This window comes from Caballeronia sp. SL2Y3, assembly GCF_022879575.1.
Lineage (GTDB): Bacteria > Pseudomonadota > Gammaproteobacteria > Burkholderiales > Burkholderiaceae > Caballeronia.
This window is the reverse complement of the sequence record NZ_CP084260.1, coordinates 756,528-772,818: the sequence shown is the minus strand read 5'-3', so window position 1 is coordinate 772,818 and position 16,291 is coordinate 756,528. Positions and strand designations below refer to the sequence as shown.

Below are 16,291 nucleotides of genomic sequence, written 5' to 3'. Positions count from 1 at the left end.
CAAATCAAGAGGAAATGTCACCCGGGAAAAAAATGGCTTGTCAATCAGAAGCTGAGTGTTTTCCCTAAGGCGACCGCGTACTCATGTTAGCGAAGACCGGAAATCGCTGCTTCCATGCACCGGCTGCGTCTCACACGTGTACCGCCTCGTGCCTGCGCCCTCTCGTCCGCTTGCAATGCGGCTCGTGTGCGCGGGTAAAAATCAAAAGCAATCACTAGCATGGGCCGGCACAGGCATGACGCCATCGGCTCGCAGAGGAGACAGTCGTTGCGATTTGACCTACTCATCTCTTGAGAGCCGTGCGGCCGACTAATCGGTACCGGACTGCCGGCTTCGCACGCGCGCATGCATCGCCCGCGTGGCGCGCTTTTCCGCCGACACCCCCGACACCCGAGTCCCGGCCACCCAAGCATTGCCGTTGTGTAACCACCGTTTTTTCAACGCTTCCTGGCGACATCAGGGGCCACTCGTTACTTGTTCAGGTGCTGGAGGAGATAAACAATGAAAGTCCGTAAGCTCATGGGCGCGCTGTGCGCCGCAGGTCTTCTGTGCGGCGCGACGGCGTCGGCGGTTCAGGCTGCCGAGGCTGTTTCCGTGCTGCACTGGTGGACCTCGGGCGGCGAATCGAAAGCGGTCGGCGTGCTCAAGGACGACATGACCAAGCAGGGCTATCAGTGGAAGGACTTCGCGGTCGCGGGCGGCGCAGGCGCTGCGGCGATGACCGCGCTGAAGACCCAGGTGATCTCGGGCAACGCGCCGTCGGCGGCTCAGATCAAGGGTCCGCTGATCCAGGAATGGTCGGAGCAAGGCGTGCTGGTGCCGATCGACTCGGTCGCCGGCGACTGGAAGAAGAACCTGCCGCCGGAAATCGACAAGATCATCCACGCTGACGGCCACTACGTCGCGGCGCCGTTCTCGGTGCATCGTGTGAACTGGCTGTACATCAACAAGGCCGCGCTCGACAAGGCAGGCGGCAAGGTGCCGACGACCTGGGCCGAGTTCTTCCAGGTGGCCGACAAGATGAAGGCCGCGGGCATCATGCCGATCGCGATGGGCGGCCAGCCGTGGCAAGACCTGACGCTGTGGGAAGACGTCGTGCTGTCGCAGGGCGCGGACTTCTATAAGAAGGCCATCGTCGATCTGGACCAGAAGACGCTGACCTCGGACAAGATGGTTCAGGTGTTCGACACCGTCCGCAAGATCCAGGGCTACTTCGATAGCGGCCGCACCGGCCGCGACTGGAACCTCGCCACCGCCATGGTCATCAACGGCAAGGCCGGCATGCAGTTCATGGGCGACTGGGCGAAGGGCGAATTCGCCGGCGCGAACAAGAAGGCCGGCACGGACTACATCTGCGCCGCGGTGCCGGGCACGGAGAAGGCGTACACCTTCAACGTCGACTCGTTCGTGTTCTTCCAGCAGAAGGGCCAGAAGACGGCCACGCCGGGCCAGCTCGCGCTCGCGAAGACCATCATGTCGCCGGAGTTCCAGGAACAGTTCAGCCTGAACAAGGGCTCGATCCCGGTGCGTCTCGGCGTGAAGATGGACAAGTTCGACGACTGCGCGAAGAAGTCCTACGCTGATGAACAGACGGCGATCAAGTCGGGCGGCTATGTTCCGTCCCTCGCGCACGGCATGGCTCAGGGCGACGCTGTCGCGGGCGCCATGACCGACGTCGTGACGAAGTTCATGAATTCGTCGCAGGATTCGAAGAGCGCGGTTCAGGCGCTCGCGAACGCCGCCAAGACGAAGTAAGGACGTAGCAGCGTGACGGGCGGCAGGCGGCGCAATACGGCCGCCCGCCGCCCGAGCCACAGAAGCGTCGCACAAGGTCGTACAAAACGCGTACCAAGCGCCGGTCGTGCCGAAGTCAGCCGATCCGAAAGCACACCTTCGCACCGCGCGCGCAAGTCAGCGTCATTCAAGCGCGTCATGGCGCCATTCAAGCGCCGGCGCATCTTCCAGGAGTCGAGTTGTGACTGCCTCCCTCAGCGGTACCGCGGAAAAGAGTCCGCACCAGCCTCGCCGCGCTTCGCCCACGGCGGCGCTCGCCGATCGCTGGATTCCCAAGCTGGTGCTCGCTCCCAGCATCGTGATCGCGCTTATCTTCGTCTATGGCTTCATCGCCGTGACGGGCTATCTGTCGCTGTCCGAATCGCGACTCATGCCGCGCTACGAGTTCGCCGGTTTCGACCGATACCGTCAACTCTTTGCCAACGACGTCTGGTGGACTTCCGCCGCCAATCTCGGCTGGTTCGGCATTCCGTTCATCGCCATCTGCGTCGGTCTGGGCCTTTTCCTCGCCATCCTGCTTGACCAGAAAATCCGCAACGAAGGCGCGCTGCGCGCGATCTTTCTCTATCCGATGGCGCTGTCGTTCATCGTGACGGGCACCGCGTGGCAATGGATTCTGAACCCCGGCCTCGGCATCGAAAAGGTGTTCCACGACTGGGGCTGGACGAGCTTCACCTTCAACTGGCTCGGCGACCCGGACAAGGCCATCTTCTGCGTCGTGATCGCGGCTGTCTGGCAATCGAGCGGCTTCGTGATGGCGCTCTTCCTCGCGGGCCTGCGCGGCGTGGACAGCGAAATCTTCAAGGCCGCGCAAGTGGACGGCGCGACGCTGCCGACCATCTACCGCAAGATCGTGATTCCGAGCATGCGTCCGGTGTTCTTCTCCGTGCTGCTGATTCTCTGCCACATCACGATCAAGACCTTCGACCTCGTCGTCGCGTTGACCGCGGGCGGACCGGGCACGTCGTCGTCGCTGCCGGCCATCTTCATGTACACGTTCTCGTTCAACCGGGGACAACTGGGCGTCGGCGCCGCTTCGTCGATGATGATGCTCGCCACGGTGGTCGCGGTTCTCGTGCCGCTCATGTATCTGGAATCGAGGAGCACTCGCAATGCAGCCTAAGATGACGATCAGCCGCGCCGTCATTTACGCGGTGCTGATTCTTTTCGCGCTCTACTTCCTGTTCCCGATCTACGTGATGCTGTCCACGTCGTTCAAGGACCTGGACCAGCTTCGCACCGGCAACCTGCTCACACCGCCCACGCATATCACCTTCGCGCCGTGGGTGAAGGCGTGGCAGGAAGCGTGTACCGGCGTGCGCTGCGACGGCATGGAGCCGTTCTTCATGAACTCCGTGCGCATGGTGATTCCCGCCGTGCTGATCTCGTCGATCGTCGGCGCGTTCAACGGCTACGTGCTCACGCACTGGCGCTTTCGCGGCGCGGACGCGTTCTTCACGATGCTGCTCGTCGGCTGCTTTATTCCGTTCCAGGCCATTCTTCTGCCGATGGCGCGGCTGCAAGGCTTCCTCGGACTGTCGAACACGACGAGCGGCCTCGTGCTCGTGCACGTGATCTACGGCATCGCGTTCACGACCATGTTCTTCCGCAACTTCTACGTGAGCATTCCGGCTGAACTCGTGAAGGCGGCGCGCATCGACGGCGCGGGCTTCTTCACGATCTTCACGAAGATCCTGCTGCCCGTCTCGCTGCCGATCTTCATGGTCTGCCTGATCTGGCAGTTCACGCAGATCTGGAACGACTTCCTGTTCGGTATCGTGTTCTCGGGCGTGGATTCGATGCCGATCACGGTGGCGCTGAACAACCTCGTCAATACGTCGACGGGCGTGAAGGAATACAACGTGGACATGGCGGGCGCGATCATCGCGGCCTTGCCGACGATTCTCGTCTACATGATCGCAGGACGTTACTTCGTGCGCGGCCTGACGGCGGGCGCGGTGAAGGGTTGAGCGCAACGAACGCGCTTCCCGCTGAAGAGACAACATAGAGGATTCAAGCATGGCAAGCCTTTCCATCCGTGACGTGTACAAGACCTACCCGAACGGGGTGCCGGTTCTCAAGGGCGTCAACATCGACATCGAGGACGGACAGTTCCTGATCCTCGTCGGCGGCTCGGGCTGCGGCAAGTCCACGCTGCTCAACATGATCGCGGGGCTGGAGACCGTCACCAAGGGCGAAATCCAGATCGACGGCAAGACGGTCAACAACCTCTCGCCGAAGGACCGCGATATCGCGATGGTGTTCCAGTCCTACGCGCTCTACCCTTCCATGAGCGTGCGCGACAACATCTCGTTCGGCCTCAACATCCGCAAGGTGCCGAAGGACGAGCAGAAGAAGATCGTCGATCGCGTGTCCGAGACGCTGCAGATCGGCCATCTGCTCGACCGCAAGCCGGGGCAACTGTCGGGCGGTCAGCGTCAGCGCGTCGCCATGGGCCGCGCGCTCGCGCGCGATCCGGTGATGTTCCTCTTCGACGAGCCGCTCTCGAACCTCGACGCCAAGCTGCGCATCGAGATGCGCTCGGAAATCAAGCTGCTGCATCAGCGCCTCGGTACGACCATCGTCTACGTGACGCACGATCAGATCGAAGCGATGACGCTCGGCGACCGCATCGCCGTGATGAAGGACGGCATCGTGCAGCAGTTCGGTGCGCCGCAGGAAATCTACGACTCGCCGTCGAACCTATTCGTCGCGGGCTTCATCGGCGCGCCGCCGATGAACTTCATCAGCGGCAAGCTGGTCGAGGCCGGCGCGGGCGTCGGGCTGCAACTGGACACGGGCGTCGCGCGCAATGTGCTGAAGCTGCCGTTCGATGCCGCGAAGCTGCGCGGCAGGATCGGTCAGGACGTGGTGCTCGGCCTGCGCCCGGAGCGCATCACGGACGCGCGCAGCGCGCACGACGTTGCGGACGCGAGCCTGCAACCGATGGACGTGCGCGTCGACGTGATCGAGCCGACCGGCCCGGACACGCTCGTGTTCGCGCAGGTGAACGGCAAGCGCATCGTGTCGCGCGTGCACCCGGCGAGCAATCCGCAGCCGTTGTCGAACATGACGCTGCTGTTCGATGTGTCGAAGGCGGTGCTGTTCGATCCGAAGACGGAAGAGCGGCTGGCCTGAGCGCCGTCGTCGCTAATCTGCTTCGAAGCCGCGCCTCGTGCGCGGCTTTTTGTTTGATGGCGCGGTCGCGCCGATGCGGCACAATCAGCGTTTCGCTTTCGAATGCGCCGCGCCATGTCCCTGCTCTCCGATCACCCTTCGCTCCTCTGGCCGCAAGCCGACAACCCTGATCCCTTCATCGGCCTCGAATCGCTCGACGACACCCGCGTGCAAGCCTGGGTCGATGCGCAGAATCGCCGCACCGAAGCCGCGTTCGGCGAAACGCGCGACGCGCGCGCGCTCGCCGCGCGGCTCGAGAAGGCGTACACGTCGCAGGATCGCATCGTCACCTGCTCGCGCTACGGCGACTGGGCCTACAACACGTGGCAGGACGACGCGCATCCGCTCGGCATCGTGCGCCGCGCACCGTGGAGCACGTGGCTCGCCGGAACGCCCGAATGGGACATCGTGCTCGATGTCGATGCGCTCGACCTCAACACGAACGAGCGCGACGACACGCGCTGGGCGCTCGCCGACTTCGACATGCTCTACCCCGGCTACGACCGCGCGCTGGTGTCGCTGTCGCCGGGCGGATCGGATGCTTGCATCGTGCGCGAGTTCGATATCGAGGAACGCCGCTTTGTCGAAGACGGCTTCGTGCTGCCGGAAGTCGGCAAGCACGACATTTCGTGGATCGACCGCCATACGGTCTATGTCGGCTGGGACGACAGCAAGACGAGCGCGCGGCCCGCGCTCACCACTTCGGGCTTTCCGCGTCAGGCGCGGCGCTGGAAGCGCGGCACGCCGCTCGCGGATGCGCCCGTCGTGTTCGAAGGCGCGCGCCGCGACGTGTCGGCGGGCGCGGACTACGATCCGCTCGAAAAGCTGCATCTCGCGTCGCGCGCCGTGACGTTCTACGACACGCTGCACTTCTGGCTCGACGAAACCGCGAACGAATGGCGTCAGTACGACTTGCCTCAGCACGTCGAGATCGAGCACTGGAACGGCTGGCTCTTCGTCACGCCGCGCAAGCAATGGAACGTGGGCGGCCGGCGTCACGCGGCAGGCTCGCTCACCGTGATCCGGCGCGACGCGTTTCTCGACGGCTCGCGCAACTTCACCGCGCTCTTCACGCCCGCCGAACGGCGCGTGCTGGCGAGCATCGACTTCACGAAGCAGTGGCTGATCGTCTCGCAAATGGACGACGGCACGCCGCGCGTCACGCTCTGGCGCCCGCCCACGGATGTCGACGGCGCGTGGCAATCGCGCGAGTTCGCGTTGCCGGAGTCGAGCCAGAGCTATGTCGATTCCATCGACAGCGAGCGCGACGACACGGTGCTCATTCACGTCGAGCACTTCCTGATGCCGCCGTCGCTCTATCACGCCGATCTTGCCAGCGACGCCCCGTGGACCTTGCTCGCACGCCTGCCCGCGCAGTTCGACGCGACCGGGCTCACCGCCGTGCGCCGCCACGCAATTGCGCCCGACGGCGAGCGCATTCCGTACTGGCTGATCGGCCGCGATGTCGATGCGCAAACGCCGCAGCAAGCGCGGCCGTGCCTCCTCTACGGCTACGGCGGCTTCGAAGTCGCGCTCGACCCGCATTACGACGCGACGACCGGCATCGCGTGGCTGGAGCGCGGCGGCCTGTACGCGGTGGCGAACATTCGCGGCGGCGGGGAGTTCGGTCCGCAATGGCATCAGGCGGCGCTGCGCGAGAACCGGCAAGTCTCGTTCGACGATTTCGTGGCGGTCGCGCAGGCGCTCGTCGAAAGCGGCGTCACCACGGCGAAGCAGCTCGCCATTCGCGGCGCGAGCAACGGCGGCCTGCTCACCGCCGTGTGCATGGTGCAGCGGCCGGAGTGCTTCGGCGCGGTGCTGTCCGAAGTGCCGCTCGTCGACATGGCGCGGTTTCATACGCTTTTGCAAGGCGCGTCGTGGATCGACGAGTACGGCGATCCGGACGACGCCGCCGATCTCCCGCATCTGATGGCTTATTCGCCGTATCAGAACGTCAAAGCGGATGCCGTCTATCCGCCGGCGCTCTTCACGTCATCCACGAGCGACGACCGCGTGCATCCGGGCCACGCGCGCAAGATGGTCGCGAAGATGCAGGCGCAAGGCCACGACAACGTCTGGTATCAGGAAACGGGCGAAGGCGGGCACGGCGCGGGCGTCGAGCCGGAAGCCGTCGCGCAGGCGGAGGCTGCGGCGTTCACGTTCCTCGCGTCGGTTGTCGGGCCGCTGCCGCCGACACGGTGATCCGCACGGGGCGCAACGGCGCGTTTCGGTGAAAAAGGGTCGCTCTCTTACGATTCGAATTCGTTCGATATAGCCGAGCTTACGGCCCGCCTATAGTTCAACCATTCCTTGTTGATCCGGCGAAACGCCTTCCTCGACAGAAGGTGCGCGGCAACGGGAATGGTTGACTGACTTTTCGACCGAAACGAACCGATCGGGAACACCTTTGACCCAGGCACCCGATTCTCGACAGGAGCAGACGCCTATCGCCCAAGCCGAATCGAGCGAGTATTCACCTTTGACCCGGACGAATACTGCCCACTGAAAACCGCTCGACCGCGCGGCCTTCTGACCCAAGGCGGCATGAGTCGAGTTTGAAGCACCTTTGACCCAGATTGACCTCGCCATCGCGCGAGGTTTTTTTTCGCCCGCGCGCCGCGCGACTGCCTGATCTCAGACACGCACGGGCGCGGCGTGCGAGCGCATCACGAGCGTGCGCCCGGCGAACGTCAGCACGCCGCACGTGCCGATCACGATGCCCATGCCGTGCGGCGAGACGTCGTGAAAGAGGCCGACGGCGAGACTCGCCAGCGCGCCGAGCGCGAGCTGCATCGCGCCGAAGACGGCGGCGGCCGCGCCCGCGTTGCGCGGATACCGGTGCATGAGTTCCGTCGTGCAATTGGCGGACAGGAGACCGACCACGCCGACCACGAAGAACAGGCTCGCGACGATCGACCACAAGCCGCCCCAGCCCGTCAGCGCGACGAACGCCACCACGATCGCCGCCACGACGCTGACGAACGCCGCTGCCGAGATCATCTTCATCGCGCCCACGCGCCCGACGAGCTTCGTGTTGAGCACGTTCCCGCCGATGATCCCGACGATATTGAGCCCGAACAGCAGCCCGTAATGCTGCGGCTTGACGTGGAAATAGTCGATGTAGACGAAGGGCGTCGCGGTGATGTACGCGAACATCGACGCGAACGCCATGCCGCCGCAGAGCACGTGGCCCCACGTGACGGTATCGGCCAAGAGATGCCCGTATGCCGCGAACGACGTGCCGAGCGCCGCGCCCGCGCGTTTCTCCTTCGGCCATGTTTCGGGCACGCGCAGGAACGCGGTCACCGCGCACAGCGTGCCGAAGAGCGTGAGCGCAACGAACACCACACGCCAGCCGCCGAGCAGCAGCAGTTGCCCGCCGATCAGCGGCGCGAGCAGCGGGCCGATGGACGTCACGATGGACAGCATCGACAGGACGCGGGCGGCGTCGGACGGCGCGTGCGCGTCGCGGGCGATGGCGCGCGCCAGCACAGACGCCGCGCCCGCGCCGAGCGCCTGCAGGAAGCGTACGAACACGAGTGCGTCGATGGAAAACGCCGTCGCGCAGGCGATGCTCGCGATCGCATACAACGCGATGCCGCCCAGAAGAATCGGCCGCCTGCCGTAGGCGTCGGACAGCGGGCCGTACAGCAGCATGCCGAACGAGAAGCCGAACATGAAGCTCGTCAGCGTGCTTTGCGCGGCGGCCGGGCTCGTCCCGAACGCGGCGGCGAGCGACGGCAGGCTCGGCAAATACATGTCGATGGACAGCGGACCGCATGCGGCGAGCGCGCCGAGCAACAGGATCAGCCGGCCATCGGGCCGGCGGCGGGTGGTGTCTGACATCGAGTGTGCAAGGAAGAGGACGGGCGCTCAATGGCCCGTCGTGGTGGTTGCAGCTATCGGGGAAGCGTTCGAAGCGAGCGGCCATTGTACGCGACGCCCCGATTCGGCCGGGTGCGCTAAGCTCACCGCTCCTGCCCTTTCCGCCTTGCGCCCTTGCCCCCTTGCCACGACAGGATGACCGCCTTTTTGCTGATCTGGAGCCCGAAGAAATGGCCGTGGCCCGAGTTGCCCGACATCGCGCGCCGCGTGGCGGCAGGCGAAGCCGTCGCCGATGTCTGGGGCTGCGGCACGGCGCGCGGCCTCATGCCCGGCGATCGCGTGTTCGTGCATCGCGTGGCGCAGGAGCCGAAGGGCGTGTTCGGCTCGGGCTACGTGACGCGCGCGCCGTACGAGGTGCCGGACGCGCAGTCGAAGCGCGGGTATCGGCTATGCATCGACTTCGTGTATGACTGGCTCGCCGATGCACACGAAGAAGTCGTCGTCACGCGCGACGAGTTGCGGGCGCACCCGTTCTCCGTGCAGACGTGGGATGCGCAAAGCTCCGGCACGCTCATCAAGCCGATGGCCGAGGGCGCGCTCGAAAAGCTCTGGACCGAGCGCACCGGCCGCCGCGGCCGTCCGCCCGCGTTGAGCAATCCCGTTCCCGCGATGCCGAGCAAAGCAAGCGCGCGCCAGGCCCGCGCAGCCGGCGACGCGCCGCCGCGCAAGCCCGCGCGAACGCGCCAGCCGTAACCGGCTCCCCGTCAACGACTCCGGTACAATTTCAGGCAACATTTGTCGCACCGGACGCGCATCGGCGCCGTGCTTTCATCGCGCCGCGGGGCGTCTTTCGCCGCGTAAGCCGGTCGCGTGTCTTGCATCCACTTTCAGCGCAGGCCTTCTCCATGTCCAAGAACCAAGCCCTCTTCGAACGCGCTCAGCGAACCATTCCCGGCGGCGTGAATTCGCCGGTGCGGGCGTTTCGCTCGGTCGGCGGCACGCCCCGCTTCATCGAGCGCGCGCAAGGCCCGTACTTCTGGGATGCCGAAGGCAAACGCTATATCGACTACATCGGCTCGTGGGGGCCGATGATCGTCGGCCATGTGCACCCGGAAGTGCTCGAAGCGGTGCAGCGCGTGCTCGCGGACGGCTTCTCGTTCGGCGCGCCGACCGAAGCTGAAATCGAGATCGCGGAGGAAATCTGCAAGCTCGTGCCGTCGATCGAACAGGTGCGCATGGTGTCTTCCGGCACCGAAGCGACGATGAGCGCGCTGCGTCTTGCACGCGGGTTCACGAACCGCAGCCGCATCGTGAAGTTCGAGGGCTGCTATCACGGCCACGCGGACAGCCTGCTGGTGAAGGCGGGCTCGGGCCTGCTGACTTTCGGCAATCCGACGTCGGCGGGCGTGCCCGCGGACATCGCCAAGCACACGACGGTGCTCGAATACAACAACGTCGAGCAACTCAACGAGGCGTTCGCTGCGTTCGGCGCGGAGATCGCGTCGGTGATCGTGGAGCCGGTCGCGGGCAACATGAACCTCGTGCGCGCGACGCCCGAGTTCCTGAACGCGCTGCGTGAACGCTGCAACGAGTACGGCTCCGTGCTGATTTTCGACGAAGTGATGTGCGGGTTTCGCGTCGCGCTCGGCGGCGCGCAGCAGGTGTACGGCATCCAGCCGGACCTGACGTGCCTCGGCAAGGTCATCGGCGGCGGCATGCCGGCGGCGGCATTCGGCGGACGACGCGACATCATGGCGCATCTCGCGCCGCTCGGCGGCGTCTATCAGGCGGGCACGCTCTCGGGCAATCCCATCGCGGTCGCGGCGGGTCTGAAGACATTGCAGATCATCCAGCGCGAAGGCTTCTACGACGACCTCGCAAAGAAGACGCGCAAGCTCGTCGACGGGCTGACTGCCGCCGCCCGCCAAGCGAAAGTGCCCTTCTGCGCCGACTCCATCGGCGGCATGTTCGGCCTGTACTTCATGGATTCCGTGCCGGGCAGCTTCGCGCAGATCGCGAAGGGCGACACCAAGCGCTTCAACGCGTTCTTCCACGCGATGCTCGATGCCGGCGTGTACTTCGCGCCGTCCGCGTTCGAAGCGGGGTTCGTGTCCAGCGCCCACGACGACGCCGTGCTCGACGCGACGCTCGACGCCGCGCGTGGCGCGTTCGCGTCGCTCGCGGTTTAAGGCCGCGTCGCGCAACGGGCCGCCGCGATGTTCTCGCAATCCGATTTCACCTACATGGAGCGCGCGCTCGCGCTCGCCTCGCGCGGCATGTACACGACGACGCCGAATCCGCGCGTCGGCTGCGTGCTGGTCAAGAACGGCGAAGTGATCGGCATGGGCTTCACGCAGCCGGCCGGCCAGGATCACGCCGAAGTGCGCGCGCTGAAAGACGCCCGTTCGCGCGGCAAGGACCCGCGCGGCGCGACCGCCTATGTGACGCTCGAACCGTGCAGCCACTTCGGGCGCACGCCGCCCTGCGCGCACGCGCTGATCGACGCGCGCGTCGAGAAAGTCATCGCCGCGATGGAAGACCCGAACCCGACGGTCTCCGGGCGCGGACTCGCGATGCTGCGCGACGCGGGCATCGACGTGCGCTGCGGGCTGCTCGCGAACGAGGCGCACGAGATGAACATCGGCTTCGTCTCGCGCATGACGCGCCGTCGCCCGTGGGTGCGCATGAAAGTGGCGGCGACGCTCGACGGGCGCACCGGCCTGCCGTCGGGCGAAAGCCAGTGGATCACCGGCGAAGACGCGCGCGCCGACGGCCACGCCTGGCGCGCTCGCGCCTGCGCGATCCTGACCGGCATCGGCACGGTGCGCGAGGACGATCCGCAACTCACCGTGCGCGCGGTCGACACGCCGCGCCAGCCGCAGCGCGTTCTGATCGACAGCCGGCTCGACGTCCCGCTGGACGCGCGCATTCTCGACGGCGCGCCGCCGTGGATCTTCCATTCCGCCAATGCCGACGCCCAACGCGCCGAGTTGCTGCGCGACAAGGGCGCGCAATTGATCGAGTTGTCGAACGAGCACGGCAAGGTCGATCTCCCCGCGATGCTCACGGCGCTCGCCGATCGCGGCATCAACGAATTGCACGTCGAGGCGGGCCACAAGCTGAACGGCTCGCTCTTGCGCGAAGGCTGCGTGGATGAACTGCTGGTGTATCTCGCGCCGAGCCTGCTCGGCAGCGCGCCCGGCATGTTCGACTTCGCGCCGCCCGCCACGCTCGATGCGCGGCCGCATCTCAAGTTTCATCGCATCGACCGGCTCGGCGACGATCTGCGCATTCTGGCGCGCTTCGCCGATGCGCACGTCGCCGGTCCGCTGCTCTAAACACGCTTCGATAAAGGAACGCGCTTCATGTTTACAGGAATCGTCGCGGCGGTAGGCCGCATCGAAAAGGTCACGCCGCTCGGTACGGAGCCGCAAGCCGGCGTGCGTCTGCGGGTGGCGGCGGGCGGCCTCGATCTCGCGGATGTCGAACTGGGCGACAGCATCGCGATTCAGGGCGCGTGCATGACGGTGATCGAGAAGACGCCGGATGCGTTCGATGTCGACGTCTCGCGCGAAAGCCTGAACAAGACGGTCGGCCTGGGCGATGCGGGCGCAGAGGTCAATCTGGAAAAGGCGCTGCGCGCGCACGACCGGCTGGGCGGGCATCTGGTTTCCGGCCACGTCGATGGGCTCGGCACGGTGTCGCGCTTCGAGCGCGTGGGCGAATCGCATGAATTGCGCATCGTCGCGCCGAAGGACATCGGCAAGTATCTGGCTTACAAGGGCTCCGTGACCGTGAACGGCGTGAGCCTCACGGTGAATGCCGTGGAGGATGGCGCGGACGGCTGCGAGTTTTCCATCAATCTGATTCCGCACACGGTCGAAGTGACGACGTTGAAGGCGCTTCACGCGGGCGCGAAGGTGAATCTGGAGATCGATCTTATCGCGCGGTATGTGGAGAGGATGATGTCGGCGGGGTGAGGCGGCACGGAAGCAACGCTCATCGACACAGCACGCAACACCGCCGCCCCGCCCCGCGTTTTCCCGACAACTGTCCATCGGCCGTGGCGTAAAATACAGGCCTTTCCCAAACAGACCTGCCGGGACGCCACCATGTCGATCGCTTCCACTCCAGAAATCATCGCCGAGCTCAAGGCCGGCCGCATGGTGATCCTCGTCGACGAAGAAGATCGCGAGAACGAAGGCGATCTTATCGTCGCCGCCGACTTCATCACGCCCGAAGCGATCAACTTCATGGCGCGCTACGGCCGCGGCCTGATCTGCCTCACGCTCACGCAGGAACGCTGCAAGCTGCTCAACCTGCCGCTCATGACCCAGCGCAACGGCACGCAGTACGGCACGGCGTTCACCGTCAGCATCGAAGCCGCCGAGGGCGTGACCACCGGCATTTCCGCCGCCGACCGCTCGCGCACCATCGCAGCGGCGGTCGCGGCGAATGCGCGCGCCGAGGACATCGTCCAGCCGGGCCACGTGTTCCCGATCATGGCGCAGCCGGGCGGCGTGCTCGTGCGCGCGGGGCATACGGAGGCCGGCTGCGACCTGACCGCGCTCGCGGGCCTCACGCCCGCCGCCGTGATCTGCGAAGTGATCCGCGACGACGGCGAAATGGCGCGTCTGCCCGACCTGATCGAGTTCGGCGAGCAGCACGGCATCAAGATCGGCACCATCGCGGACCTGATTCACTATCGCAGCCGCACCGAATCCATCATCGAGAAGGTCAGCGAGCGCACCATGCAGACCGCGCACGGCACCTTCCGCGCGGTGCTGTATCGCGACGAACCGACCGGCTCGCCGCATATCGCGCTCGTGCGCGGCACGCCGTCGCCGGATCGCGAAACGCCGGTGCGCGTGCACGAACCGCTGTCGGTGCTGGATCTGCTCGAGATCGACGCGTCCACGCACTCCTGGACCATCGACGCCGCCATGAAGGAAATCGCCGCGCGCGATCTCGGCGCCATCGTCATGTTGAATTGCGGCGACAGCCGCGAGCATCTGGTCGAAACCTTCCGCGCGCTCGACGAAAGCGACAAAGCGGCCAAGCCCCAGCGCCGCCCGATCGACTTCAAAACGTACGGCATCGGCGCCCAGATTCTGCGCGATCTGGGCGTCGGCAAGATGCAGGTGCTCGCCAATCCGCGGCGCCTGGGCAGCATGTCGGGCTACGGGCTCGAAGTGACCGGCTTCATTCCGATGCCCGGCTGCCCCGCGACGGCGGCGAGCGCCACGGACGGCACGGTCGCGCATCTGCGTTCGGCCTGATTCACGACAGCCGCTGCATTCAACTTATTCCAAACCAACGGATCTCTACATGGAAATCGGACAATACCAGCCGAACCTCGACGGTGACGGCCTGCGCATCGGCATCGTGCAGTCGCGCTTCAACGAACCGGTGTGCAACGGCCTCGCGGACGCATGCATCGAGGAGCTGGAACGCCTCGGCGTGATCGGCGAGGACGTGCTGCTCGTGACCGTGCCGGGCGCGCTCGAAATTCCGCTCGCGCTGCAAAAGCTCGCCGAATCCGGCCAGTTCGACGCCCTGATCGCGCTCGGCGCGGTCGTGCGCGGCGAAACGTATCACTTCGAGCTCGTGTCGAACGAGAGCGGCTCGGGCATTTCGCGCATCGCGCTCGATTTCGGCATTCCGGTGGCGAACGCGGTGCTCACGACCGAAAACGACGAACAAGCCGTCGCGCGCATGACCGAAAAAGGCCGCGACGCTGCGCGCGTGGCGGTCGAAATGGCGAACCTGTCGGTCGCGCTGGAACAGCTCGGCGGCGACGAAGAAGACGACGAAGACGAAGACGAGGACCGCGCATGAAGAGCGCACGACGCCGCTCGCGTGAACTCGCGACGCAAGGGCTTTACCAATGGCTGCTGTCGGGCGCGCCCGGCGGCGAGATCGACGCGCAACTGCGCAACGCGCAGGGCTTCGACAAGGCCGACCACGAACATCTGGACGCGATTCTGCACGGCGTCATCAAGGAAGCCGATGCGCTTTCCGCCGAACTGCAACCGTGCCTCGACCGCCCGATCGACCAGTTGTCGCCGGTCGAGCGCGCGGTGCTGCTCGTGGCCGCGTTCGAGTTCAAGCATCACATCGACATTCCGTATCGCGTGGTCATCAACGAGGCCGTGGAGCTGACGAAGACCTTCGGCGGCTCCGACGGCTACAAGTACGTGAACGGCGTGCTGGACAAGCTCGCCGTCGCCATGCGCCCTGCCGAAGCGCAGGCGCGCGGCCGCGGCTAACGGGAAACGGGATCGACGGCATGAATACCGCCTCTGAGCCGCTCATGCGGCTCGCCTCCCGCGTCGACGCCATCGAGCCGTTCTACGTGATGGAACTGATGAAGGACGCCCAGGCGCTGGAGCGCGCCGGACGCGACATCATCCATATGGGCATCGGCGAGCCGGACTTCACCGCGCCCGCGCCGGTCACGCGCGCCGCCGCCGACGCGCTCACGCGCGGCGTCACGCAGTACACGAATGCGCTCGGCGTCACCGCGCTGCGCGAGGCGATCGCCGCGCATTACCGCGACGCCTTCGGCCTCGCCGTCGATCCCGCGCGCATCGTGGTGACGGCGGGCGCGTCGGCGGCGCTCTTGCTCGCGTGCATGGCGCTCGTCGACAACGGCGACGAAGTGTTGATGCCCGACCCGTGCTATCCGTGCAACCGGCACTTCGTGTCGGCGGCGGACGGCAAGCCGGTGCTGATCCCGAGCGGCCCGGCCGAACGCTTCCAGCTCACCGCCGATCAGGTCGAAGCGCACTGGACAAGCGCGACGCGCGGCGTGCTGCTCGCGTCGCCGTCGAACCCGACGGGAACCTCCATCGAGCCGGACGAATTGCGGCGCATCGTCGGGAAAGTGCGGGAACGCGGCGGCTTCACCATCGTCGACGAGATCTATCAGGGCCTGAGCTACGACGCGAAGCGCGTGTCGGCGCTCTCCTTCGGCGACGACGTGGTGACGGTCAACAGCTTCTCCAAGTACTTCAACATGACCGGCTGGCGGCTCGGCTGGCTCGTGGTGCCGCCCGCGATGGTCGGCGCGGTCGAGAAGCTCTCGCAGAATCTGTTCATCTGCGCATCGGCGCTGGCGCAGCATGCGGCGCTCGCGTGCTTCGAGCCGGAGACGCTCGCCATCTACGAAGCGCGCCGGCTGGAGTTCAAGCGGCGGCGCGACTACATCGTGCCGGCGCTGCGTTCGCTCGGTTTCGGCGTGCCGGTGGTGCCCGACGGCGCTTTCTACGTCTACGCCGATACGACGAGCGTGCCGCATCCCGCCGCCGGAGACAGCGAAAGGCTCACGCGTTCCATGCTGCACGACGCGGGCGTCGTGCTCGTGCCGGGCGCGGATTTCGGCTTTCACGCGCCGGACCGTTACATCCGGCTCTCGTATGCGACGGCGTATTCGAAGCTGGAAGAAGCGGTGTCGCGGCTCGGGGACTTGTTCAGTCGCTGACCACTACTCGAC

At 65.8% G+C, this 16,291-nt stretch carries 14 protein-coding genes; 13 read left to right on the top strand and 1 reads right to left on the bottom strand.

Features of this window, described 5'->3' with window-relative positions; translation table 11 throughout:
• The first annotated feature begins 501 nt into the window (after nucleotides 1–501).
• The 5 genes from LDZ26_RS03650 (at nucleotide 502) to LDZ26_RS03630 (ending at nucleotide 7,173) form a co-directional block, all read left to right on the top strand.
• Nucleotides 502–1,755 carry an ABC transporter substrate-binding protein gene (locus tag LDZ26_RS03650; RefSeq protein ID WP_244848209.1) on the top strand — a complete coding sequence of 418 codons (1,254 nt, stop codon included), beginning with the start codon at nucleotides 502–504 and terminating at the stop codon, nucleotides 1,753–1,755.
• 220 nt (nucleotides 1,756–1,975) lie between these two features.
• Complete coding sequence (locus LDZ26_RS03645; protein ID WP_244848208.1) at nucleotides 1,976–2,917, top strand: carbohydrate ABC transporter permease; 942 nt, start codon at nucleotides 1,976–1,978, stop codon at nucleotides 2,915–2,917.
• Nucleotides 2,907–3,764, top strand: coding sequence for a carbohydrate ABC transporter permease (locus tag LDZ26_RS03640; RefSeq protein WP_244848207.1), 858 nt, complete (start codon nucleotides 2,907–2,909; stop codon nucleotides 3,762–3,764). The genes LDZ26_RS03645 and LDZ26_RS03640 overlap by 11 nt, the downstream gene beginning before the upstream one ends.
• A gap of 49 nt (nucleotides 3,765–3,813) precedes the next feature.
• Nucleotides 3,814–4,932 (top strand): ABC transporter ATP-binding protein, encoded by a 1,119-nt coding sequence (locus tag LDZ26_RS03635; protein ID WP_244848206.1) that lies wholly within the window; start codon nucleotides 3,814–3,816, stop codon nucleotides 4,930–4,932.
• A 114-nt stretch (nucleotides 4,933–5,046) separates the two neighbouring features.
• Entirely contained in the window at nucleotides 5,047–7,173 is a 2,127-nt protein-coding gene (locus LDZ26_RS03630) for a prolyl oligopeptidase family protein (protein WP_244848205.1), read from the top strand.
• Nucleotides 7,174–7,605: 432 nt separating this feature from the next.
• On the opposite strand, the gene LDZ26_RS03625 is transcribed toward LDZ26_RS03630, so the two are convergent.
• Nucleotides 7,606–8,817, bottom strand: a complete 1,212-nt coding sequence (locus tag LDZ26_RS03625; protein WP_244848204.1) for a Bcr/CflA family multidrug efflux MFS transporter — start codon at nucleotides 8,815–8,817, stop codon at nucleotides 7,606–7,608.
• Between the two features lie 174 nt (nucleotides 8,818–8,991).
• On the opposite strand from LDZ26_RS03625, the gene LDZ26_RS03620 reads away from it, so the two are divergent.
• From LDZ26_RS03620 to LDZ26_RS03585, 8 genes are all read left to right on the top strand, one after another.
• Nucleotides 8,992–9,549, top strand: coding sequence for a hypothetical protein (locus tag LDZ26_RS03620; protein ID WP_244848203.1), 558 nt, complete (start codon nucleotides 8,992–8,994; stop codon nucleotides 9,547–9,549).
• Between the two features lie 152 nt (nucleotides 9,550–9,701).
• Nucleotides 9,702–10,985 (top strand): glutamate-1-semialdehyde 2,1-aminomutase, encoded by a 1,284-nt coding sequence (hemL, locus tag LDZ26_RS03615; protein WP_244848201.1) that lies wholly within the window; start codon nucleotides 9,702–9,704, stop codon nucleotides 10,983–10,985.
• 27 nt (nucleotides 10,986–11,012) lie between these two features.
• Entirely contained in the window at nucleotides 11,013–12,134 is a 1,122-nt protein-coding gene (gene ribD, locus LDZ26_RS03610) for a bifunctional diaminohydroxyphosphoribosylaminopyrimidine deaminase/5-amino-6-(5-phosphoribosylamino)uracil reductase RibD (protein WP_244848199.1), read from the top strand.
• A 27-nt stretch (nucleotides 12,135–12,161) separates the two neighbouring features.
• Complete coding sequence (locus LDZ26_RS03605; protein ID WP_244848198.1) at nucleotides 12,162–12,776, top strand: riboflavin synthase; 615 nt, start codon at nucleotides 12,162–12,164, stop codon at nucleotides 12,774–12,776.
• 132 nt (nucleotides 12,777–12,908) lie between these two features.
• Complete coding sequence (gene ribBA, locus LDZ26_RS03600; RefSeq protein ID WP_244848197.1) at nucleotides 12,909–14,075, top strand: bifunctional 3,4-dihydroxy-2-butanone-4-phosphate synthase/GTP cyclohydrolase II; 1,167 nt, start codon at nucleotides 12,909–12,911, stop codon at nucleotides 14,073–14,075.
• A gap of 49 nt (nucleotides 14,076–14,124) precedes the next feature.
• Complete coding sequence (gene ribH, locus LDZ26_RS03595) at nucleotides 14,125–14,634, top strand: 6,7-dimethyl-8-ribityllumazine synthase (protein ID WP_175939795.1); 510 nt, start codon at nucleotides 14,125–14,127, stop codon at nucleotides 14,632–14,634.
• Nucleotides 14,631–15,065, top strand: a complete 435-nt coding sequence (gene nusB, locus LDZ26_RS03590) for a transcription antitermination factor NusB (protein WP_175939794.1) — start codon at nucleotides 14,631–14,633, stop codon at nucleotides 15,063–15,065. The genes ribH and nusB overlap by 4 nt, the downstream gene beginning before the upstream one ends.
• A 20-nt stretch (nucleotides 15,066–15,085) precedes the next feature.
• Complete coding sequence (locus tag LDZ26_RS03585; protein WP_244848196.1) at nucleotides 15,086–16,279, top strand: pyridoxal phosphate-dependent aminotransferase; 1,194 nt, start codon at nucleotides 15,086–15,088, stop codon at nucleotides 16,277–16,279.
• Nucleotides 16,280–16,291: the final 12 nt, after the last annotated feature.